The sequence below is a fragment of the Psychrosphaera sp. 1_MG-2023 genome, assembly GCF_030548245.1.
GTDB lineage: Bacteria > Pseudomonadota > Gammaproteobacteria > Enterobacterales > Alteromonadaceae > Psychrosphaera > Psychrosphaera algicola.
On the sequence record NZ_JAUORW010000003.1, the window covers coordinates 165,803 to 187,951 of the forward strand.

At 39.8% G+C, this 22,149-nt stretch carries 20 protein-coding genes; 5 read left to right on the forward strand and 15 right to left on the reverse strand.

The window, feature by feature from the left end; translation table 11 throughout:
• Window positions 1-6: 6 nt before the first annotated feature.
• Together Q4575_RS03640 and Q4575_RS03645 are read left to right on the forward strand one after the other, a co-directional pair.
• A complete protein-coding gene (locus Q4575_RS03640) occupies window positions 7-1,275 on the forward strand; it encodes a YeaH/YhbH family protein (RefSeq protein ID WP_303521348.1) in 1,269 nt (422 codons plus the stop codon).
• 15 nt (window positions 1,276-1,290) lie between these two features.
• A complete protein-coding gene (locus tag Q4575_RS03645; protein WP_303521349.1) occupies window positions 1,291-2,823 on the forward strand; it encodes a SpoVR family protein in 1,533 nt (510 codons plus the stop codon).
• A gap of 106 nt (window positions 2,824-2,929) precedes the next feature.
• On the opposite strand, the gene Q4575_RS03650 is transcribed toward Q4575_RS03645, so the two are convergent.
• A complete protein-coding gene (locus Q4575_RS03650; RefSeq protein WP_215962225.1) occupies window positions 2,930-3,913 on the reverse strand; it encodes a sensor domain-containing diguanylate cyclase in 984 nt (327 codons plus the stop codon).
• Window positions 3,914-3,915: 2 nt separating this feature from the next.
• Window positions 3,916-4,920 (reverse strand): response regulator, encoded by a 1,005-nt coding sequence (locus tag Q4575_RS03655; RefSeq protein ID WP_215962226.1) that lies wholly within the window; start codon window positions 4,918-4,920, stop codon window positions 3,916-3,918.
• A 143-nt stretch (window positions 4,921-5,063) separates the two neighbouring features.
• On the opposite strand from Q4575_RS03655, the gene tpx reads away from it, so the two are divergent.
• Together tpx and Q4575_RS03665 are read left to right on the forward strand one after the other, a co-directional pair.
• On the forward strand, window positions 5,064-5,660 hold the full coding sequence (gene tpx / locus Q4575_RS03660) for a thiol peroxidase (protein ID WP_215962227.1): 597 nt from the start codon (window positions 5,064-5,066) through the stop codon (window positions 5,658-5,660).
• Window positions 5,661-5,870: 210 nt separating this feature from the next.
• Window positions 5,871-6,308, forward strand: a complete 438-nt coding sequence (locus tag Q4575_RS03665) for an Hsp20 family protein (RefSeq protein ID WP_215962228.1) — start codon at window positions 5,871-5,873, stop codon at window positions 6,306-6,308.
• Window positions 6,309-6,428: 120 nt separating this feature from the next.
• Here Q4575_RS03665 and Q4575_RS03670 read toward each other — a convergent pair whose 3' ends face one another.
• Window positions 6,429-6,767 carry a P-II family nitrogen regulator gene (locus tag Q4575_RS03670; RefSeq protein WP_215962229.1) on the reverse strand — a complete coding sequence of 113 codons (339 nt, stop codon included), beginning with the start codon at window positions 6,765-6,767 and terminating at the stop codon, window positions 6,429-6,431.
• Window positions 6,768-6,859: 92 nt separating this feature from the next.
• Between Q4575_RS03670 and nadE the strand changes: the two genes are divergently transcribed.
• On the forward strand, window positions 6,860-7,690 hold the full coding sequence (gene nadE / locus Q4575_RS03675; RefSeq protein WP_303521350.1) for an ammonia-dependent NAD(+) synthetase: 831 nt from the start codon (window positions 6,860-6,862) through the stop codon (window positions 7,688-7,690).
• Window positions 7,691-7,693: 3 nt separating this feature from the next.
• Here nadE and Q4575_RS03680 read toward each other — a convergent pair whose 3' ends face one another.
• From Q4575_RS03680 to murJ, 12 genes are all read right to left on the reverse strand, one after another.
• Window positions 7,694-8,218, reverse strand: a complete 525-nt coding sequence (locus Q4575_RS03680; protein ID WP_215962231.1) for a GspH/FimT family pseudopilin — start codon at window positions 8,216-8,218, stop codon at window positions 7,694-7,696.
• Window position 8,219: 1 nt separating this feature from the next.
• Window positions 8,220-8,711 (reverse strand): type IV pilin protein, encoded by a 492-nt coding sequence (locus Q4575_RS03685; RefSeq protein ID WP_215962232.1) that lies wholly within the window; start codon window positions 8,709-8,711, stop codon window positions 8,220-8,222.
• Window positions 8,708-12,256 (reverse strand): PilC/PilY family type IV pilus protein, encoded by a 3,549-nt coding sequence (locus Q4575_RS03690; RefSeq protein ID WP_303521351.1) that lies wholly within the window; start codon window positions 12,254-12,256, stop codon window positions 8,708-8,710. Before Q4575_RS03690 ends, Q4575_RS03685 begins: the two co-directional genes overlap by 4 nt.
• Before the next feature lie 2 nt (window positions 12,257-12,258).
• Entirely contained in the window at window positions 12,259-12,903 is a 645-nt protein-coding gene (locus Q4575_RS03695) for a PilX N-terminal domain-containing pilus assembly protein (protein ID WP_215962234.1), read from the reverse strand.
• A 2-nt stretch (window positions 12,904-12,905) separates the two neighbouring features.
• Window positions 12,906-13,772 (reverse strand): PilW family protein, encoded by an 867-nt coding sequence (locus Q4575_RS03700; protein ID WP_303521352.1) that lies wholly within the window; start codon window positions 13,770-13,772, stop codon window positions 12,906-12,908.
• Complete coding sequence (pilV, locus tag Q4575_RS03705; protein WP_215962235.1) at window positions 13,769-14,464, reverse strand: type IV pilus modification protein PilV; 696 nt, start codon at window positions 14,462-14,464, stop codon at window positions 13,769-13,771. Before pilV ends, Q4575_RS03700 begins: the two co-directional genes overlap by 4 nt.
• 90 nt (window positions 14,465-14,554) lie before the next feature.
• Window positions 14,555-15,484 carry a 4-hydroxy-3-methylbut-2-enyl diphosphate reductase gene (gene ispH, locus Q4575_RS03710; RefSeq protein WP_215962236.1) on the reverse strand — a complete coding sequence of 310 codons (930 nt, stop codon included), beginning with the start codon at window positions 15,482-15,484 and terminating at the stop codon, window positions 14,555-14,557.
• 9 nt (window positions 15,485-15,493) lie between these two features.
• The gene (gene fkpB / locus Q4575_RS03715; RefSeq protein ID WP_215962237.1) at window positions 15,494-15,937 is read right to left on the reverse strand and encodes an FKBP-type peptidyl-prolyl cis-trans isomerase; all 444 of its coding nucleotides are present in this window, start codon (window positions 15,935-15,937) and stop codon (window positions 15,494-15,496) included.
• A gap of 11 nt (window positions 15,938-15,948) precedes the next feature.
• Entirely contained in the window at window positions 15,949-16,470 is a 522-nt protein-coding gene (lspA, locus tag Q4575_RS03720; protein WP_215962238.1) for a signal peptidase II, read from the reverse strand.
• Window positions 16,470-19,301 carry an isoleucine--tRNA ligase gene (gene ileS / locus Q4575_RS03725; RefSeq protein WP_303521354.1) on the reverse strand — a complete coding sequence of 944 codons (2,832 nt, stop codon included), beginning with the start codon at window positions 19,299-19,301 and terminating at the stop codon, window positions 16,470-16,472. Before ileS ends, lspA begins: the two co-directional genes overlap by 1 nt.
• A 43-nt stretch (window positions 19,302-19,344) precedes the next feature.
• Window positions 19,345-20,271, reverse strand: coding sequence for a bifunctional riboflavin kinase/FAD synthetase (gene ribF, locus Q4575_RS03730; RefSeq protein WP_215962240.1), 927 nt, complete (start codon window positions 20,269-20,271; stop codon window positions 19,345-19,347).
• Between the two features lie 141 nt (window positions 20,272-20,412).
• Window positions 20,413-21,966, reverse strand: a complete 1,554-nt coding sequence (gene murJ / locus Q4575_RS03735) for a murein biosynthesis integral membrane protein MurJ (RefSeq protein WP_303521355.1) — start codon at window positions 21,964-21,966, stop codon at window positions 20,413-20,415.
• Window positions 21,967-22,149: the final 183 nt, after the last annotated feature.

Consider the following 22,149-nt stretch of genomic DNA (forward strand, 5'->3'; position numbering starts at 1 on the left):
GTATGTATGGCGCATTTTATAGATCGTCGATTAAACGGCAAGAACAAAAGCGCGGTTAACCGCCAGCGCTTTTTGCGCCGCTATAAATCACAGATTAAAAAAGCAGTTGCCGAGTCCATTAGTAAAAGAAGCGTTACTGACACTGAATCTTCTGAAAACATTTCAATCCCAAGTCGGGATATAAAAGAACCTATTTTTCATCAAGGAAAAGGCGGAAATCGTGACCGAATTTTACCCGGTAATGATCAATTTATTCCTGGTGACAAAATCAAACGCCCAGAAGGCGGAGGTCAAGGTTCAGGCGATGGCGACGCCTCCGATTCTGGAGAAGGTCAGGACGAATTTAGTTTCTCTATTTCGATGGAGGAGTATCTAAACTTACTCTTTGATGACTTGGAATTACCCAATCTACAAAAAACAGAACAGAAACAAGAAGTTGAATTTGAAACCGTACGCAGTGGTTATAAATCTGAGGGGATCCCTTCGAGTATCGATATTGTTCGCTCATTAAGAGGTGCCCAAGCAAGGCGAATTGCATTAACAGCCAGTAAAAAAAAGAAGTTAAAAGAATTGCAAAAACAACTTGCTGAACTGGTGCTATCGCCAACGCCCGATCCTCGGATTAAAGCTCAGTTAGAAGAACAAATAGAAGATCTAGAACGACGAATTAAAAAAGTGCCTTTTATTGACACCTTCGACCTACGTTACCGTAATTTTGAAAAGCGCCCTAAGCCAAGTAGCAAAGCGGTGATGTTTTGTCTAATGGATGTATCGGGGTCAATGGATCAAAGCACAAAAGACATCGCTAAACGTTTTTATATTTTGCTCTATCAGTTTTTGAGCCGAAGTTATAAAAACACAGAAGTTGTGTTTATTCGTCATCATACACAGGCGAAAGAAGTCGATGAACAGGAGTTCTTCTATTCGCAGGAAACAGGAGGAACAATAGTCTCTAGTGCCTTGTATTTAATGGATGAGATTGTGCAACAGCGTTATCCTGCCAATCAATGGAACATTTATGCAGCACAAGCATCAGACGGTGACAATTGGGCTGACGACTCGCCAAAATGCAGCAAATTATTAAACGACAAAATACTGAACTATTCACGTTATTTTAGTTATATCGAAATAACCAATCGCAGTCATCAAACCCTATGGCAAGAGTACCAAGGGTTAACAGAACGCCATGATAATTTTGCTATGCAAAATATCAAACAAGCCTCTGATATCTATCCAATCTTCAGAGAATTCTTTAAGAAACAAACGAGCAGTTAGCGTTAGGGGAAGGATATGACAGCAAAAAAGAAACAAAAAGCGCAACCGCTATCAGATGGCCCAGAGTGGACATTTGAGTTATTAGAAGCCTATCAAAATGAAATAAAACGAGTCGCAGAATATTATCGACTTGATACTTACCCAAACCAAATTGAAATAATTACCTCTGAGCAAATGTTAGATGCTTATTCAAGTGTGGGCATGCCACTTAATTACAACCACTGGTCTTTTGGTAAAAAGTTTATAGAGTCTGAACAAAACTATAAACGAGGATTTATGGGGTTGGCCTACGAAATCGTCATTAATTCTGACCCCTGTATTTCTTATCTCATGGAAGAAAACACCATCACGATGCAAGCGCTCGTGATTGCACATGCCTGTTATGGTCACAATTCTTTTTTTAAAAACAATTACCTTTTTAAAACATGGACGGATGCAGGTTCAATTATTGATTACTTATTATTTGCTCGTAACTACATTGAGCAATGTGAACAAAAGTATGGTGTAGAGGAAGTTGAAGAGATCCTTGATTCGTGCCATGCCTTAATGAATTTAGGTGTCGACAGATATAAGCGCCCACAAAAAATCTCTATGTTTGAAGAGCAAAAACGTCAAACAGAACGCGCGGAATATCTACAAAGCCAAGTCAATCAATTGTGGCGAACGATTCCACAGAAAGCCGCTGAAACCAAAATCAAAAGCAGTAAATTTCCTACAGAACCCCAGGAAAATTTACTTTATTTTTTCGAAAAAAATGCGCCCTTATTGGCCCCTTGGCAACGTGAAATAGTGAGAATAGTCCGTAAAGTTTCACAGTATTTTTACCCTCAAAAACAAACACAAGTCATGAACGAAGGCTGGGCAAGCTATTGGCACTACACTATTTTGAATCACCTATTCGACGAAGGTTTGGTCACTGAGCGATTTATTTTAGAGTTTTTACATAGCCACACTGCCGTCGTATATCAGCCTGAATACAACCACCCTGGCTTTAGTGGCATAAACCCCTATGCTATTGGGTTTGCAATGTTTAAAGACATTAGGCGCATTTGTGAGGCCCCTGATGAAGAAGATAAACTGTGGTTCCCAGATATCGCGGGGTCAAATTGGCTTGATACTATGCATTACGCTATGGAAAATTTTAAGGATGAAAGTTTTATTGCCCAGTTTTTATCACCGCGGTTAATGCGTGAGTTTAAACTGTTTAATTTACAGGACTATGAAGACAATAAAATGTTGGAGGTCACCGCGATACATAATGAGCAAGGCTATCGTGATATCCGCCAGAAACTGGCTTCGCAATATAACTTAAGCTTTTTAGAGCCAAATATTCAAGTGATTAATGTCGATGTAAATGGCGATAGATCGTTAACGTTAGAATACACACCACACAACCATATTCCGCTTAGTGGCAACCTAGACGAAATGATGAGACATGTTTACAGACTATGGGGCTTTGATGTGAAATTGGTTCAACAACAAATTGGAGGGAAATATATTGAGCTAGCACACTGCCCTGTCGTTGAAAATACGATAAAAGATAACTAGATTTTTGCGAATACCCCCTTTGGTTTATTCGCAAAACATCGTATTTCAGCGTATTTTGTATAAAAACAATTACAATTAACCTATTAATTTTTCAACTTTATTAAGCTTATTTAACAACACGTTCAATATCAGGGGTAAAAGTCCTAACTAAATTACGACCATCAGTCTTGGCTACATAAAGCGCACTGTCGGCAGCCTCGATCCAATTTTGGTGATTTTCAAATTGGTCTGAGTATTCTGCTAAGCCCATGCTTATTGTAAATTTGATTTCAATATCGTTATATAAAACATGGGATTCTTCAACGATTTTTCGAATGCGCTCAGCAAAGATAAGTCCATGCTGAACATCCGTTTCAGTTAATATCACGGCGTACTCTTCACCACCGTAGCGCCCGCCAATATCCGTTTCACGTAAGTTCTTACGCAGTATCTTAGCTAAATGTAAAATCGCTTCATCACCCGCAGCGTGGCCGTACCCATCATTCACTTTTTTAAAGTGATCAATGTCGAATATCAACAACGTACTTATATTGTGGCTACGTTTTTGCCGTTGAAATTCTCTTTGTAAACACTCTTCCCAGTAACCTCGGTTATTAAGATTGGTTAATCGGTCAGTCTGGCTTAGGCGCTTCAGCTCTTTGTTAACTTCTTCTAATTCAATTTTTGAAATAGCAACATCGGTCACGTCGTAAATAATAATGCAAAGGTGAGTTACTTCACCCATTGTGTCGGTCAGTGGAATAAAAGTGGCGTTTTGGTACATGAACGGCGCCACACTTGTAATCGGCCGATAGTTCTTAAATTTAAAAATGTGTGGGGTTTGTTCCCATATGGTAAACGCTCGGTTTTTAAGAACAAAAACTGGATCTGTTTTTTGCTTTAACCAATATTCATCAAGTGCAGGAAATGCTTCAAAAAGTGATTTATTTCTTACGTCATAAGGCGTTACACCAGAATGATTTTCCATAAAACCATTCCAAACTTGAATTTTATAATCACGGTCTAGAACAACCAGTCCGACATCTACAGACTGAAACATATCCATTAACCAATGGACTTCGGATACTTCAATAGTCGCTTTTTCTGTCATGGTCATATGTCAAATAAGAAGTTGAGTTTATTTTGAAGGGTTGGAATTGAGTCTTCAGTAATAAGCAGTAATAAATCGCAAGTTACATCGTGCCCTTCCAGCCCATAGCTGATTTCAATGGTAAGTGTCTTTTTCCAATGGGTCGAATTGGTATAAATTAAATCCGATACATTACAATGTTGCCCAAGCACGGTTGGGTGACCTTGGCTAAAGTTTAAATCAAGCTGTTCAGACAAGCCTTTAAGTACTGAACCTATTAATATATTGCCAATATCCATCAATAATTCGAGTTCGACTCGACTATCAACTTTACCTTTATAATTCAGAAGCTTGGCGATATCTTTAAAACCTGAATCGTGTAAAATCAGTAAAGCTTCTCCGGCAACACCACCGCTTATAAATCCCTGGCAGACACCTGACGTCGTATCGTTTGTTTCAACCGACTGCAGCGCCATAGCTAACTCAGAGACTTCCAATAAATTTACATTTGGGATAGGAAGTTTTACAAAAACATCCAGCACAGTTGCAAGTAAACTACCCGCCTGCCCCATAGCAACATTTGTAACTTCTTGCAGAACATCACGAGTTTCAGCATCTAGCAACTTTTCAGCTTTAGGCTTGATTTTACCTAATTCGGCTTCGCTGGTAATACCGTATTTATGTAGGAGTGCCTGCAGTTTTTCTTTATCAATTGGCTTCTTTATAAAATCCAATGCACCTAAGGCTTTAACTCGTTCATGAGCCGCAGTTTGGATATCTCCTGATACGACAATTGTAATAATTGAGATACTTTCGGCTTGTAATGCCTCTAACACGCCATAACCATCTAACACCGGCATATTTAAATCAAGAAAAAGCAAATCTCCCTGCCCTTTTCTTATAATATCTAAAGCATCTTCGCCGTTAACTGCAAATACCACTTCTACATCCCATTCGTCGGGTAAAGAACGTGCCATTTGTTTACGTGCTAGATTAGAATCATCACAAATAATTACTGTCGTTTGCATATTATTATATTGACCAAATTACCGGTATTTTGAAATAAAATTTTGAATTTAAACCTATTAATAATAGATTATGTAAAAACTATAGCAGTTAAATCATAAAGCAAGCTAGCATTTATATGCGAAATAACTAAATTGGAGTAAATATGAAATTTTTATCGGTTTTCGGCATTCTTATATCAGTGTTCAGTGTTTCTGCCGCTGATATACAGAAAGACTTACCGATCCACTACGATATCGTCAGCGCTGGAGACAAACCCGTTGCGTTATTGGGGCCACAAATTAATGTCGGGCAACTCGCCCCTAATTTCAAAGTGGTAGATAGTAAATTTAAAACAAAATCTCTAAGCGACTTTAAAGGTAAGCCGGTTTTAATTAGTGTTGTCCCAAGTTTAGACACTGGTGTTTGCAGTATTCAAACAAAACGATTTAACGACGAAGTAAGTAATTTACCTCAAGATATTGTGATGTTAACTATTAGTGCCGATTTACCATTTGCTCAAAAACGTTTTTGTCAGGCCGAAAATGTTGACAAGTTAATGACACTGTCTGACTCAGTATGGCGTGACTTTGGTATGAGTTACGGCGTATTGATTAAAGATATGGGGCTGTTAGCTCGCTCAGTTTTTGTAATTGGACCCGACGGCGTCATCTTTTACAAAGAGATCGTTGCAAAATTATCTGAACAACCCGATTACGATGCCGCATTTCATGCCATTACCCAGGTTTCTGAGCAAAATTAAATCTGATTAAAATCAATAAAATAGTCAAAAAGGCCAAATTAATTTGGCCTTTTTTGTTGAAAAAATAAAATGCACCCATAGATATGTTTCAAGTTAACGAGCAATGCCTAACGGATTGTCGATAACTACCTAACCTGTTCATTTTGAAAGGTTAATTAAATTTAAAATGTATTTAAATAATACTTATTGCTTAAAATAAAGGATAAGAAAATGAGAAATGTAGACCTATCACCACTATACCGTTCATTCATCGGATTTGACCACCTAGCGACTTTGTTAGACTCAGCAAATCGCACCGATAAATCAAACGGATATCCTCCTTATAACATTGAATCTGTAGCCGACGATAAATATCGAATTACAATGGCAATTGCCGGATTTAGTGACAATGAATTAGACATTCAGTCTGAACACAATACGCTTGTCGTAAAAGGGATTAAACCCGAATTAAAGACTGATAAAAAATATCTCTACCAAGGAATTGCTGAGCGAAATTTTGAACGCCGTTTTCAACTAGGTGACTATATTAAGGTCATTGATGCAGAACTTGAAAATGGTTTATTGCACATATTCTTAGAGCGCGAAGTTCCTGAAGCACTTAAACCAAGAAAAATTGAAATTGGCACTGGCAAACTGCTAGAAAGCTAATACACTCAAAAGTGTTCCCCAGTGAATTGTTGTTTTACCGGAAGCTTGCTTCCGGTATTTTTTTGTCTGTTCGTCAGAAATTTATTTAATTACGATTTTTGAACAAGACTAAACGATACACTAAACCGCTTCTTCGTTTTCTTCGCCAGTACGAATACGAATAACTCTTTCAATGGCTTCGACAAATATTTTACCATCTCCAATTTTCCCGGTCTGAGCAGATTCTAAAATTGCTTCAACGACCTGCTCAACAGTCTCATCATTGACGACAATTTCGAGTTTGACCTTTGGTAGAAAATCAACCATGTATTCTGCGCCACGGTAAAGCTCAGTATGGCCTTTTTGTCGACCAAAACCTTTTACTTCTGTTACTGTCATACCATTAACGCCAATTTCAGATAACGCCTCACGGACATCATCTAGTTTGAAAGGTTTTATTACCGCCGTAACTTTTTTCATATATTTTTACCTGATCGGGTTACAATTAGTGAGAAATTATTTTAGTTAACATAGAATATTCTAACCAGTTAAACATGAGAAGAAATTCATTTATGGATGCACAACAAATTCGCAAGGAAATGATGGTTCAACCAACTATCAATGTAAACCACGAAATTAACAGACGTGTTGAGTTTATCAAAGCAACACTTTTACGTTCTGGGCAGAAAAACCTAATTTTAGGGATAAGTGGTGGTGTCGACTCTTCTACTTGCGGAAGATTAGCTCAAATTTCAGTGGATCAACTAAATGAAGAACATAACGGCGGATATAGCTTTTTTGCAATTCGTTTACCTTTTGATATTCAGGCTGACGAAGATGAAGCCCAATTGGCGTTAAGTTTCATTAAACCGACCCACGTGTTAACGGTTAACGTTAAAGATGCTGTTAACGGTTTACATCACCAAGTTATGCAGTCATTGCCTACAGACATCTCTACGAAGTTTTCCAGCACTCATGTGGACTTCGTAAAGGGGAATGTGAAAGCGCGCGCTAGAATGGCCGCACAATACGAAATAGCCGGTTTAGTAGGAGGTTTAGTGTTAGGAACCGATCATTCTGCTGAAAATCTCACAGGCTTTTTTACTAAATGGGGTGATGGCGCTTGTGACTTAATCCCTCTATTTGGCCTAAATAAAAGGCAAGTTCGTGCTATAGCCGCTGAATTAGGCGCTCCTAAAAGACTCGTTGAAAAATCTCCGACTGCCGATCTAGAAGAACTTGCGCCAGGCAAAGAAGATGAATCAGCACTTGGGATCACTTATGATGAAATTGATGACTTCTTAGAAAATAAAGAGGTGGCGCCACACATTGCTGAGAAATTAACGGAAATATTCAATAAAACTCAACATAAACGGCTACCTATCCCAACGATTTACGATTGATCCTTAATCTGTGCAGTCGATTTCGGCTTGATCTTTTTCAAGTCGAACTCGGCCTACATTTGATATAACAATAGCACGTGAAAAAACGGTTGTTTCTTCATCAGGACAAATTGTAATTGTGGCCGTATTGTTCTGGGCAGTGTTAAATGGCGCAAAACGTAAAGAGTCACGTGTGGATGCAACCCTGTAATCGTTAACCATTTCAATGTTTGCGATGATTTCTTCATTGCCATCTAACGAGCCATCACCGTCTTCATCAACAAAAACAATTTTACTTAGTGCCCAGTCGTCTTCGCAGTTTTGCATGTCGGAACTAGGGCAAACAACCACAAACACGTTTTCAGATACAGCGGTATGCCTCGCCAATTGAATGGCTGAAATATGATTATTTACAATCGATGCAACTCTATTACGTTTATAAAAGTTACCCAATGACGGCGTTACCGTTGTGGCGATAATACTAAATAACGCCAGGGTAACTAGCAATTCTATAATCGTAAATCCAGACCGCCTCACGTTATTTTGCATATTAACACTTCCAACAAAATTCATCCGCGCTATAAGCACCATCGTGATCAGCATCAATAGCTTTTCGGCCATCAGAGAAATAACTCATTATGCCTTCTTTCATACTGCCTTGACCAACAGGGCCAGATGCAACAGGCGTTGCACGGATCTCATACGTCCGTCCATTGCCACCAACCGCTTGAATGGTCAAATTGTAAATAGCTTCTGAGCCTGTATTCGATGGCGACTGATCATCATAAATCCAAGGAGCGCCAGTATCGGTCGGTGCGTCAGATGTGCCGGCAGCCCCAGCGTAGCTAAACGTTGTCGCGCGATGTTTTTCCATTGCAGTTGCGAGTGCCAGTAAATCAGCTTGAGCCTGTGCACGATAAGAGCTCTGGGCATGCCTAGTGTAACTCGGATAAATAACACCAGCCAAAATCCCAATTATTGATACGACAATAAGTAACTCGATTAGGGAAAATCCATTTTGGCATTTTAGTTTGTATGTCATCTATCATCCTTTGTTGTCGGTTCTATTTCTGTTGACCAAGAATTGGTATAGACCCGTTTCAATTTACTCTTAGCACCCGAAACCTTACTTGTAAGTTTCTTAAATATGTCACCCTCATCGTCAGCCGATTCAACAGTGTCAGCGCATTCTGTGCCGATGCAAATTGTTGGCGCGTCAGGATCGGTAATAATTAATCGAGGCTCCGCTGGGATCCCAGACTTATCCAATACTGCAAATGAGTCATTATAATCAATCTTATTGTCATTATTTATATCTATCAACGCATTACCGTCGAGCAAATTAATAATATAGACTCTGCCTCCGCCCTGAGCCGCCGAACAAGAGTTTTCCTCTAAACCAGCTGAACTTGGGTCGTACGTTGAGAATATGAGTCGGCTATTGATAATCGACACCCCAGTGAGTACTTTTTCACCTTTAGTTAAATTGAATTCGTAACCATCAAATTCAGCTGAATCAGATAGATTTTGAGATTCCGGCGTAATTTGAACAATTGTAGAGATTTCAGGGAAGGTATAGCGTCCATCTTCTTTTATAAATACCCCTTTATCTTTAATCATCACAACGGAATCTTGCACTGTTTCATCTAACGGATGAGCTCGATAACCTGAACCTATTGATACCGCGTAATAATGGTCATGATCTTGCACTATTTCAGCAATGTCAGGTGAATTATAAAAACGACGTGTTTTCTCTATATTGGCATCTTCACTCGATGAATAAAGTAATTTACCCACGGCCAATTTTGACGTTGTCTGTCCGTTGTATAAGTCTACCCGGAATAGTTGTCCACCCATGTCACCAAAATAAAGATGATCAGCAAGACCATCAAAATCGCGATCGATCACAGAAATCCGAGCAGGGACACCATATTTCATCTCTGAAATGACATAGTTAGCGTTTGTATTTGACGAAATCTCAAATAATTTTTGACCCGTTGACGCATCAACGATAAACACGGAATTTCCCACGGTATCTGGCGTTCGAATATTGACCGAGTCCTGTAACGGATCGTAACCACCACCAAAAATAAGAACTTTCTTGGTATCTTCACCAATTTTAATCGAAGATACTGTCGGTTTCGACCACGTCTGCCCTAAACGAGCATAGTCACCAGTGCCACCTTCAATCGAATACTTATAGCGAGGAGATGTACGACTCGTAATATCTAAAACATGATAGCGATTACCACCGCGTCGCTGACCAACAATAATGTAAGTATTGCCGTCTTCTGTCCATGAATTAATCGAACCATCCATACCATAGGTGCGAGTATTAAATACATTACCGTCTTGGAAATAGACAGGAATATTATCGATTAATTCTTCAGGTATAAATGCCCAATTCTCACGGCCTGAATCACCGTCAATTGACATTAGGTAACCTTCATTTGTACCAATAAATATAGCGGACTTGTCATCAGAGTAGCGATGAAACAAGGGTTCTGAATGCAGAGGATCAGACATTTCATAGCGAGGTTCATCCGTTTCACCATCGCCATCCTTGTCTTTCATATCATAGCCTAACATCCATTTAATTAAGGTATTACGATAATCTTCATCGACTGTCAGTAAACCTAAATTACTCGCTGTGATACGTTCATCCTCTTCAGATAAAGGAGTTGAACTATTCGCCATATTAGAATATATATTTCTTGCAACTCTTTGATTTGCAGAGACACCACCTCGACTAACAAATGTGCCACTTAACGAGCCGCTAGTTGCCCAAAAATCATGGGCATTGTCTTTAAAAAAGCCATCACTGGAAATCGCATTTTCTTCATTCTTATCTTGAACAACACTATCTATTAATTTGTATTTTTTTAAGTTGCCCGGCCAATATTCAGAGCTTGTTGGATCAAACAAAGCGTAATAAATATCATTCGAATGAGTCAACCGATTAAACTGATTTACCGATATACCTGGTGCTACAAACGTGCTTGAACCTTTTTTCGCTTCGACAAAAATAGACGTAAATGCCGATGCTAATTCATTAGCAGTTTTACCAGAATAAAATGAACCAGAACCAGCGGCAGCTAAATCTTTTAGATATTGATCGTCAAAACCACTCGATTCAAAGCCAACGGTATAGGTAAAAACCTGCGCGTCATTATTAGAAACGCTACGCTCACTTGGCGGTGTTGCCATATATTCTGCAAGAGCTGTTGCACAATTTTCATTTTGACAAGTACTACCGATAATACTACTTATATCGCCATCTCGGTCTGTCGCATTAGGTTCACCGTCACTAAACAGAACCAAATAGTTTGCCTGGCACTGCCCCAATTCACCACTAATTGGCGATATGTATTTTGCTTTATCAAGGTCTTCAATTTTTTGATCTCGACATTCATACGACGTTAGTTGTTCTGTATTACAATCCACAGGTGTTGTAATTGATGAACCGGTAAACGTATCTGGATGACTTAAGCGTGCTAAACTTCTTACCTTGTTATAACGCCCACGACTTCCACCATTAAATACATTTTTACCATTAAGATATAAATAGGCTTCATACATGGTATCTACAACTGGCGTTGTGCCCTCAGCAACAAACTCTTCTGTTAAACTTATTAACTTATCTCTTGCTGTATATTTATGTTCAGAACCATTAGGCGGGGTATAAACAATTCGCAGTTGTGGAGATTTTTGTTTTCGTGAAATACGAGCCGCCGCGTGGCTAAATACTTGAAATTGATCTGAACTTGCTTTGCTATCCGCTAAACCAAAAATTAGTATAGGATCACCACTTTCCCAATCAGCATCATCTACAATAGCTTGCACAATAACGGATAAATCAGGTGTATTCATTGGGTAATCTTCATTCAGCCAACCATCCGGCTTCCAACAAACAACTCCTGTTTTGTTACATTTTCTTTCGGTCGTATCAACACTCCCTGAGCTATTTAGATATAAGTCATCAAAGTCACTGCCATCGACAAACTCACCAGGGTCATCTGCTAACGAACCAAAATACGCAATTGTTATGGAGTCTTCAGATGAACTATATTCTGAGAAATATGTGATATGGGCACTATTTATTGTTGAACCGTGGGGAATATTAAAGTCAGTAAATCGCAGTGCATGGGCACGTTTATGATCATTATCGATTAAATATTCTCTTGAAAATTTGGTATCCAATGAGCCATTTTTTTGTGATATTGCAAAATCATAATCACCATTAAGTGACCGCACAACCTCATTACTAGGCCAAATAGCATCTATGTCTGTCGCCGGCATTAACACTGGGCCGCCATCATCATTAAAACGCATTAGCGAAACATTCACGCCAGAGATATTGTTTAACGCTAACTTTAGTGCTTCTTTAGACTTAAACATACGGCTGCTACTCGTGCCATCTGTAGCTGACATAGAGCCCGACGTATCAAAAATGAAAACGACATTAGGGTTTACTTCGACTGCCTCGTCTGAAATGCCGTAATAAATTTCTATGTCATCACCAAACGCGCTAAATGAGACGATTGATGAAACAAAACCTGTAATAATTAGGTCGCGTAATTTGCGCATTATCAATCTCCTGATTCTGTCGTTTGCCTAGATAAGACAAGTGTATTGGCAGCATTTACAACAGATCCAGATACATGGCCACACCCTTTAACAACAAAAACTTCCAAGATAGTTCGATTTCTAGCACCGTCGGTGTCGACAATACTAGAAACCAATCCTGAATTAGCGTCGGTTAAGTTCTTTAATCCAATATAAGCAGATTTAGACCACGCCCAAACTTCTGGACTTGCTCTCATTGCAGTCGTCCCTTCCATCACAGTATCGTCCTGTAATCCATTTGCGGTAACACTTCGCTCCGCCCAATTCGCATCAGCAATGTCATCACATGTCGGTAAATTGTTAAAATCCACCTGATTGTCGTCAGTTATCTGTCCTGAATTTCGCGCTTGTGTTAAAACGTCAAACAACTGGTTACCATTAACATCTTCAATCGTTCCTGCCCTCAAGTTTGTTGAGGAACTTTCATGAACAATGCCCTCAATTGCCGCATCAGCGCCATCAAACGCTAATGATAAGGTATTTTGATTTGTCGCCATCTTAGTTTGCAAAACCCCTGAAGACACCGAACTCACACCAACGACAGTCATCGACGTTAATAGCACTAAGCTAATAACTAAAACGATGCCTTTTTGTAAACGATATTTCATAATTAACCTCCAGCGATCACATTATTCCATGCATTACGCATTAATATGACCGTCTCAAAAACTCGATACAAACCGTCATCATCTGGTATAAATGCATCGTGTCCGAGTAATTTTAAGTTTCGAGTTTGACCAAGTGCGATCTCATCGTCATTTTTTATCAAAACAGCAATTTTTAAAGCAACGACCGGTATACTCCCATCTGCTTCTACAAATTCAGCGAGTCGGGCCGCGGTAACCCAAGACGTTACCATACCGGTTTCTGTATTTCCTATAGGCCAGCTGATGCCATACATAACTTGAAAATCATAAACATTTTCCATCAGTGTTACAGATTGACCATTGGCGCCATTTGCTTTTAATCCACGCAAGTAACGACCGTCATGTCCACGGCAACGAAGAGTATTATCTTCAGTGTAATATTCGTTTACGACGTGAAATTCAGCATCAACTGCAAAATCAAAATTAGAGCCTGTGCATGCTCTATTTGCCATGATATTTATGAACAATGTGTCAGGCGCTTCATCTGCCCCCTCTTTTGAGCCAAGTGTTGGATCCACATCATAATCAGCTTCTAACACAATGGAATGAGCCCGAATATAGGTCGCTTCCATATCTACATCTATATTGCGGTCCAAGTTGGCAGAAAATTCATTATAACGACCAACAGGTAATAATGATTGCCTTAACGCCGAAATGATATACCGCCCATCCTGCTGAATATTAGACAAGGCATAATTATAGGTCAGTAGCTGATTATTACTTTGGTAAACCTTAACGAGTCCAGCTGTTATAATAAGTCCTAATGTCATTGAGATAAGCATCTCAACTAAGGTAAAACCGCTAACCTTAATATTGGACTTTAGCCTCATAATCCTTCCCCTAACAACAGATCCAAATGCACACACTCATATTCACCCGCAATTCCCTGTGAATCAAGTACAGTATTGCAAAGCTGGCTTTGTGCTCGGTCTAGATTTTTCCATATAGTGGCAGGCCAAGCGACATAGATTGTTAACATTGAATGGGGTGGGACCGGGTCGCCACTAGCGTCGGCAACCGCGCCGATGGCAGTAACTCCAACTTCCATATTATCCATAATGGCAGCAGCTTGGCAGCTTGTTTCATAGGCATCAAAAATAGCTGATTGATCGGCGGTGCAAAGCTCAGCATTTTCCGCGCCTTCATCTCGGCAACTAACAACGGCGGCCGGAATCGCTCGACAAAAACATTCAAACTCATTGCTGTCGCAGCTAGAAAGATTTCTAAAATTAAAGTTATTTAAATTGGTATAGGCATTATCAGTGGCGTCACGAACTGGTACTGTTTCATCGTCTCGGTTTTGGAACTGGCGGTTAATACGGATCCTATCCGCCAAACTTTCCGCAATAATGGTGGCTTGCGTTTTAACGTAGGCATCTTGATTAGAGGTAGACACAGTAAATTGCAGGCCAACTAGCCCTAAAATACCAATAGATATGACAAACAGTGAGATTAAAATTTCAATTAATCCCACACCATTTTGACCAGAAAACGTCGCTTTATTCAGTACTTTATTTTTCATATCCGTACTACCACTTAACTTTGGCGTAAGCCAATAAGTAAGTTTAGTTCCTTTCTAACTGTTTGCGTAGTTTTTAGCCTATCACTCTTTTTATTGCAATTCAGCAGGGACGGCAAAAACGATATTTTCTTTTTTACCAGGATTTTCTAAGACGTGATTTGCACCTAACGCCTTCAACCTGTCTATAACACCTTTTACTAACACTTCCGGGGCCGATGCCCCAGCTGTAACACCAATACTTAAACATTCATCAATCCACGTCTCATTGATATTAGACGCATCATCGATTAGATAAGCTCGCGTACCAACTTTCTCAGCTAATTCTCTTAACCGATTTGAATTAGAGCTATTTTTCGCACCAACCACTAAAAGTAAATCTACCTTTTGTGCCAATTCACGAACCGCATCTTGCCTGTTCTGTGTGGCGTAACAAATGTCGTCTTTACGAGGGCCTTTTATCTTCGGAAATTTTTCTCTCAAAGCATCTATAACATCAGCCGTATCATCAACCGACAACGTTGTTTGAGAACAATAATACAACTCATCTGGATTTTTAACATTTAAATTAGCAACGTCAGAAGGTGATTCTACTAAATAAATCCCGCCTTCATCGCTGCTATATTGCCCCATTGTCCCCTCAACTTCCGGATGTCCTTCATGGCCAATTAAAATACACTCAGTGCCTTTTCTTGACGCTCGTGTGACTTCCATATGAACTTTAGTTACCAATGGGCAAGTTGCATCAAATACTTTAAGTCCACGTTGTTTTGCTTCATTTCTAACGGCTTGAGAAACACCATGCGCAGAGAAAATAACAATCGACTCGTCGGGTACTTCGTGTAGTTCATCAACAAATAACGCGCCTCGCTCTCGCAGGCCATTAACAACAAATTTATTGTGTACAACTTCATGACGAACATAAATTGGTGGCTGAAATATTTCAAGAGCACGCTCTACAATGGATATTGCACGGTCAACACCGGCACAAAAGCCTCTAGGATTTGCTAATAATATTTCCATTTCTCGCCTCTATTTTGTTGTAGTTGGTAATACGTCTAATATTTCGACATCAAACGTTAATACCTGACCTGCTAATGGGTGATTAAAATCAACTGTAACTGACTGACCTACGACTTCTCGTATCATGCCTGGCAATTCGGCCCCATCTGGTTGCGTAAAAGCAACAATAGTTCCGACTTCAGCAGGAATATCTGAACCAAATTTATCTCGATCCAAATAGTAAATATTGTCTGGATTAGGCTCACCAAATGCTTCTTCAGGTTGTAAAGTAAAAGACTTTTCGTCACCTTTTTCCAAACCAATTAAACAAGCTTCAAAACCTGGTGTTAGGTTACCATCACCAATTGTTAACTTAGCGGGTTTGTTATTTACTTTAGTACTATCGGCAACCGAGTCATCTGACAGTTTGATTGAAAAATGGAAAACAACTTCATGACCAGTTTCAATTTTCATTTTTACACTTCCTAATTTGGTATTTTTTTGCTGTTGTCGTCTTTTTTTGACTGATTAAAGTCAATAAAGGCTTCAAGAATTAACAACGCTGCACCGCAACTAATTGCAACATCTGCAATATTAAATGCAGGAAAGTGCCAACTGTCATAATAAAAATGGAGAAAATCGACGACATAACCATACATCATTCGATCTGCCACATTGCCTATAGCCCCACCTAAAATAAGGGCATAAGCAGTCAATAACAATTTTTGTTTTATAGGTGTTTTTGCCATCCAAAATGTCAATAAAACACTAATAACAATCGCTATAATAGTGAAAAACCAACGCTGCCAACCACCCGCGTCGCTTAAAAAGCTAAACGCTGCACCGTGATTTCTGACATACGTGATGTCAAAAACCGGCAGAACATTAATATCTTGATAAAGTGCTAAGTTATTAATAATCCAAATTTTGGTGCCTTGATCAAAAAGCACCACAACAAGGCTTAACAACAAAAACAGTAATCCGGGAAACTTGTTTAATAACTTCATTAAGCAAATTTCCTAAACTCACCCGCACCGGTCACGTTCTCAACGCAACGGCCACATAAATCGGAGTGTTCCGGATGAATACCAACGGTAACTGAATGATGCCAACAACGCTCACACTTTTGTTCCGTGCTCGCTTTAATGCCAATAAATAAGCCGCTGATTTCTGACTCAAATGCCGTATCTGGTTTGTCAGTTAATGGTGCTAAGTTCACTACAGAGGTGATTAAGACAAATCGCAATTCATCTTCGAGTGTTTGTAATGTATTTAATAATTCATCTGATACATACAAAGTTAACTCAGCCTCTAGCGATGCGCCCAACAATTTATCTTTTTTGGCAATCTCAAGCGCACGGTTTACTTGTTCTTTAACCGATAATACGGTTGACCAATATTTATCACCTAACTCACCTTGGGCTGAGTATTGTTCGATGCCATCGTACCATACGTCAGTAAAGACAAACTCGTCGCGCTCTCCTGGTAAAGTATCCCAGATTTCCTGAGCGGTAAACGACAATACAGGAGCCATCCAGCGAGTCATCGCTTCGGCAATAAGATACAGCGCGGTTTGACATGAACGACGAGCTGTTGAATCCGCTTTAGCGGTGTATTGACGGTCTTTAATAACATCAAGATAAAAACTGCCTAAATCTACTGAGCAGAAATTCATCAGCTTTTGCATAACAACATGGAACTGATATTTATCGTAAGCCTGTATAATCTCTTGCTGCAAACGTGCCGCTTTACTTACGATCCAACGATCCAACGCAACCATTTCATTCACGTCAACAATATCTTGTTTCGGGTCAAAACCATTTAAGTTTGCAAGTAAAAATCGAGAGGTATTTCTTACACGGCGATACGTATCTGCGGCGCGCTTAAATATTTCGTCTGATACCGTCATTTCACCTGTATAGTCCGCCGAGGCTACCCACAAACGTAGAATGTCCGCACCGTATTTACCCGTTACATCTTTTGGTGAAACCACATTGCCTAATGATTTAGACATCTTGTGACCATTTTTATCGACAGTAAATCCATGGGTCAATACTTGTTTATAAGGTGCAACATCATTCATCGCAACAGACGTCATTAATGACGACATAAACCAACCACGATGTTGGTCAGAACCTTCTAAATATAAGTCAGCAGCTTGTTCAAATTCCTCACGGGCATCAACCACAAAGTGATGGGTAACACCTGAGTCAAACCAGACATCCAAAGTATCTTGTACTTTACGGTATTGATCTGATTCTGCACCTAACAATTCAGCTTGGTCGAGATCCCACCATGCTTGAATACCGTCTTTTTCGACTGCCAGTGCGACTTTTTCCATCAACGCTGGGCTATCTGGATGAAGTGCATCGGTTTCATTATGGATAAATAATGGAATTGGCACCCCCCAGGTTCTTTGGCGTGAGATACACCAGTCTGGACGGCCTTCAACCATCCCTTCAATGCGGCCTTGACCCCATTCTGGTAACCACTGAACTTGTTTAATTTGTTCGATTGACTTACCGCGCAGTCCAGCTTGATCCATGCTGATAAACCATTGCGGCGTAGCGCGGAAAATAATTGGCGTTTTGTGACGCCAACAATGTGGGTAACTGTGTTCAAATGACACATGTTTTAATAACGTATTGGTTTCTTCTAATTTTGCGACAACGGAGGCATTCGCCTTAAACACATGCTGTCCTGCAAAAAATTCAGTACCTTCAACATAAACACCATTCGGTCCTACTGGATTTGCAACTTCAAGTCCATATTGTAAACCCACGGTGAAATCTTCTTGACCATGGCCAGGTGCGGTATGCACACATCCCGTACCAGCGTCAGTTGTAACGTGATCACCCAATACTACTGGAACATGAAAATCATAGAACGGATGTTGCACCTGAACATTCTCTAAAGAGTCACCTTTAGCAAAACCAAGAGCATGATATTTAGTGAAGCCCCAACGGTCCATGACATCGGTAAGCAGTGAAGCGGCAACAACCAATCTAAATTTGTTTTGTTCATCATCTTCAACTTGTACAAGAACATATTCTACGTCAGCAGCAAGTGCAATAGCTCTGTTTGCTGGTAATGTCCAAGGTGTTGTGGTCCAGATTACAAATGACACGTCACCTTCACCCTGAAGATGATCTGGGTGTTCAAACATTGCAACAACAGCGTCGGTGTCGACTGCATTAAATTTAACATCGATCGCCGGTGACGCTTTATCTTTGTACTCAACTTCAGCTTCTGCTAATGCAGAACCACAATCGGTACACCAATGCACAGGTTTTGAACCTTTTTGCAAATGACCATTATCGATGATTTTACTTAATGCTCGGATAATATTAGCTTCCGAACTGAAATCCATCGTTTTATAAGGATTATTCCAATCACCTAAAACACCTAAGCGTTTAAACCCTTCCATTTGCCCATCGATTTGACGTTGCGCATAAGCACGGCATTTTTCACGGAATTCTGCAGCTGTGACTTTTTTACCTGGCTTACCAACTTTCTTTTCAACCATTAATTCAATTGGTAATCCGTGGCAATCCCAACCAGGAACATAAGGCGAATTTAAATCAGACATTGTTTTAGACTTAACAATAATGTCTTTTAAGATTTTATTTACTGAGTGACCTAAGTGAATATCGCCGTTTGCGTAAGGAGGGCCGTCATGCAAAATAAAACTCTTTTTGCCTTTTTTCGCTTCGCGGATCTTTTTATATAGCTCTTTTTCTTGCCAAAGCTTCAACATTTGAGGTTCACGTTGGGCTAAATTTCCACGCATTGGAAATGCGGTTTCAGGCAGATTAAGCGTATGCTTATAGTCACTCATGATCGGTTCCGTATTATTTACTGCTTATTAGACCTTTAAGGGTCTAATCTATTAAAAATTTGCGCTTGGCTGTTGAAACGTCCAACGATATTTGCGCGATTAATTCATCTAACGAGTCGAACTTTTTTTCGTCTCGAATTTTAAAAACAGGGGTAATTTGTAACCTCTGTCCGTATATTTGTTCATCGAAGTCAAATAAGTGAACTTCTAATAATGGTTTAATTCCATTTAACGTTGGTTTATTGCCAATATTGGCAACACCTAAAATCTCTTTGTTTCCGAGCAACGCTTTAACACCAAACACGCCACGGATAGGAAGTACAGCTCGTTTAACTGCAATATTTGCAGTGGGAAAACCAAACTTACGACCATTCTTCTGGCCGTGAATCACTCGTCCTTGAAACCCAAACGCCGCCCCTAACAATTCAGACGCGCCGGAAAAGTCACTTGCTAACAACCTATTACGCACTTCCGTACTGCTGGCACGTTTATTACTAAATTTAAAGGTTTGGCTATCATCAACCGAAAAGCCGAGTTCTGAAGCCATAGACTTCAATAACGTAAAGTCGCCTGTTCTTTTTTGACCAAACCTGAAGTCATCCCCAACAATAACGTGTTTAACACCCAGTTTATCAACTAACAAGTTAGCGACAAATTGCTCAGCAGTCATATCTGCAAAAGTCGAGCAAAAGCGGATGCAAATCAACCTATCGATTCCTAGAGACTTTAGCTTTTTATATTTTTCTCTAAACGTCAGTACACGAGCCGCGGCTTTATCCTGCAAAAACACTTCTTGTGGCTGAGGTTCAAAAATCATGACAGCCGAAGGCACATTGTGTTGCTTAGCTACTTTTTTCAGTTTGTCGATGACGTATTGATGGCCGATATGGACACCGTCAAAATTGCCAATCGTTAAGACGCAATTTTTATGATGTTCTGACAAATTAATTAAGCCCCGAACTAACTCCATCACCCACACTTCATAAGTTAAAAAACCGACGAATTATAACGGTATTCAACGGGTAATTACTAGCGTAGACAACGTAAATGAGGCAATTGTTTTTTAATATATCTAATTTTATTTTGATAATTCAAAAATGTGCCATTGATGTTAAGAAATTAGACTGTCACTTTTTAGATGTCTGATCCGTAAGCCCAGCAAAAACAAGACTAAAAAGTAACCAAACATAGCACATAAAACGAGTAACATCATGACACCAATGCTCGTCATAAAATGCATATCAGGGTGCCACCACATTTGGTAGAGGAGATATAAAACAACCGACATGAAAATGGTCGCAACAATCAATTTAACCACCCAAACCAAAGTATATCGGCTAATGGTATACACGCCCTGTGCAGCTAATCCACGATATAACAAAACAGCATTTAACGTTGCTGACATTGCGGTTGCAATCGCTAGGCCCACATAGCCATAAAATGGTGCCAACATAAAGTTAAAAACTATGTTGGCAATCATTGAAATGATACCAATTCTAACCGGCGTTTTAGTGTCTTGTCTGGCAAAGTACCCAGGGGCTAATACTTTCACTGACATATAACTCAGTAACCCCGAACCATAAGCTAACACGGCCCAATAGACTTGTTGGGCGTCAAACACTTTAAACTCACCATGGACATATAAAACATCGATAATTAGTGGGCCTAAAACCATTAACCCCGCCATGGCAGGAAACGCCATAAGCAAAACAAAGCGCAATGCCCAATCCATCGTCGCCTGAAATTGTTGAGGATCACCTGTTGTGTGCAGCCTAGATAGACTTGGCAAAATGACAGTTGCGATCCCAATTCCAAATAACCCAAGAGGGAACTCAATTAACCGGTCGGCATAATACAGCCAACTTATTGAACCGGTGATTAAAAAGGACGCAATTACTGTATCAACCAAAGCATTTAACTGATGAACTGAGACGCCTAATATCGCCGGCAACATTAACAATCTGATGCGTTTAACGTAGGGATCATTCCACCCCCACTGCGGCTTCACTAACAACCCAGAACGGTACATAAATGGCAACTGAAATAGAAACTGTGTCAATCCGCCAAAAAAGACACCTATTGCCAATGCAAACGCGGGATCAGACACGTGATCCTTTAGTAATATGGCGCAAACAATAATTGCAATGTTCAAAAAGACCGGCGTAAATGCCGCTACGGCAAACCGATTATAGGTGTTAAGTACCGCGCCAGAAAGTGCAACAAACGTAATAAAAAACAGGTAAGGAAAGGTGATTTTTAATAATAGCGACGCCATTTCAAACTTTTCACCGTCACCATTTAACGAGTCAATAAACCAACCCGTACCGAATACCATTACGATTATCGGTGAGGCGATAACCGCGAATAGGGTAATAAAAGTAACAATGACACCTAAGGTACCTGCGACTTTAGCAACTAATACGCGAACTTCGTCATCGCCATGTTGTTCTTTTACTTCTGTTAAAACGGGGACAAATGCCTGGGCAAAGGCCCCTTCGGCAAATAAACGGCGTAAGAAATTCGGGATCCGGTTGGCAAACAAGTAAACGTCAGCATTAACACCTGCACCTACTAATGTTGCAATCACAACATCACGAACTAAACCTAATACCCTAGAAATGAGCGTCATTAATGAAACAATGAGGCCAGATTTTAATAATGCCAAACGCTTAATCCTTGTTGTTCTTATTTAAATCATTACAATCGCACAGCGCCGTGAATTATACATAGTTTTCCTGTAGGACAGAATTGTTTAAATAAACTCAAAAGGGTTTGACAACAGGGATAGAAACAGGCAAAATTCGCGGCCTTAAAAACCGGTTAAATCGAATTTATATTTTTAGGAGTC

Coding starts and splice junctions, on each gene's coding strand:
- Q4575_RS03680 (WP_215962231.1), bottom strand. CDS start 8,218: ATGCAAAATAACGTGAGGCGGTCTGGATTTACGATTATAGAATTGCTA.
- Q4575_RS03685 (WP_215962232.1), bottom strand. CDS start 8,711: ATGACATACAAACTAAAATGCCAAAATGGATTTTCCCTAATCGAGTTA.
- ribF (WP_215962240.1), bottom strand. CDS start 20,271: ATGGAGTTAGTTCGGGGCTTAATTAATTTGTCAGAACATCATAAAAAT.
- nadE (WP_303521350.1), top strand. CDS start 6,860: ATGGATGCACAACAAATTCGCAAGGAAATGATGGTTCAACCAACTATC.
- Q4575_RS03670 (WP_215962229.1), bottom strand. CDS start 6,767: ATGAAAAAAGTTACGGCGGTAATAAAACCTTTCAAACTAGATGATGTC.
- Q4575_RS03695 (WP_215962234.1), bottom strand. CDS start 12,903: ATGAAATATCGTTTACAAAAAGGCATCGTTTTAGTTATTAGCTTAGTG.
- tpx (WP_215962227.1), top strand. CDS start 5,064: ATGAAATTTTTATCGGTTTTCGGCATTCTTATATCAGTGTTCAGTGTT.
- ileS (WP_303521354.1), bottom strand. CDS start 19,301: ATGAGTGACTATAAGCATACGCTTAATCTGCCTGAAACCGCATTTCCA.
- Q4575_RS03640 (WP_303521348.1), top strand. CDS start 7: ATGGCGCATTTTATAGATCGTCGATTAAACGGCAAGAACAAAAGCGCG.
- pilV (WP_215962235.1), bottom strand. CDS start 14,464: ATGAAAAATAAAGTACTGAATAAAGCGACGTTTTCTGGTCAAAATGGT.
- Q4575_RS03645 (WP_303521349.1), top strand. CDS start 1,291: ATGACAGCAAAAAAGAAACAAAAAGCGCAACCGCTATCAGATGGCCCA.
- Q4575_RS03700 (WP_303521352.1), bottom strand. CDS start 13,772: ATGAGGCTAAAGTCCAATATTAAGGTTAGCGGTTTTACCTTAGTTGAG.
- Q4575_RS03655 (WP_215962226.1), bottom strand. CDS start 4,920: ATGCAAACGACAGTAATTATTTGTGATGATTCTAATCTAGCACGTAAA.
- fkpB (WP_215962237.1), bottom strand. CDS start 15,937: ATGAAAATTGAAACTGGTCATGAAGTTGTTTTCCATTTTTCAATCAAA.
- Q4575_RS03650 (WP_215962225.1), bottom strand. CDS start 3,913: ATGACAGAAAAAGCGACTATTGAAGTATCCGAAGTCCATTGGTTAATG.
- Q4575_RS03690 (WP_303521351.1), bottom strand. CDS start 12,256: ATGCGCAAATTACGCGACCTAATTATTACAGGTTTTGTTTCATCAATC.
- Q4575_RS03665 (WP_215962228.1), top strand. CDS start 5,871: ATGAGAAATGTAGACCTATCACCACTATACCGTTCATTCATCGGATTT.
- ispH (WP_215962236.1), bottom strand. CDS start 15,484: ATGGAAATATTATTAGCAAATCCTAGAGGCTTTTGTGCCGGTGTTGAC.
- lspA (WP_215962238.1), bottom strand. CDS start 16,470: ATGAAGTTATTAAACAAGTTTCCCGGATTACTGTTTTTGTTGTTAAGC.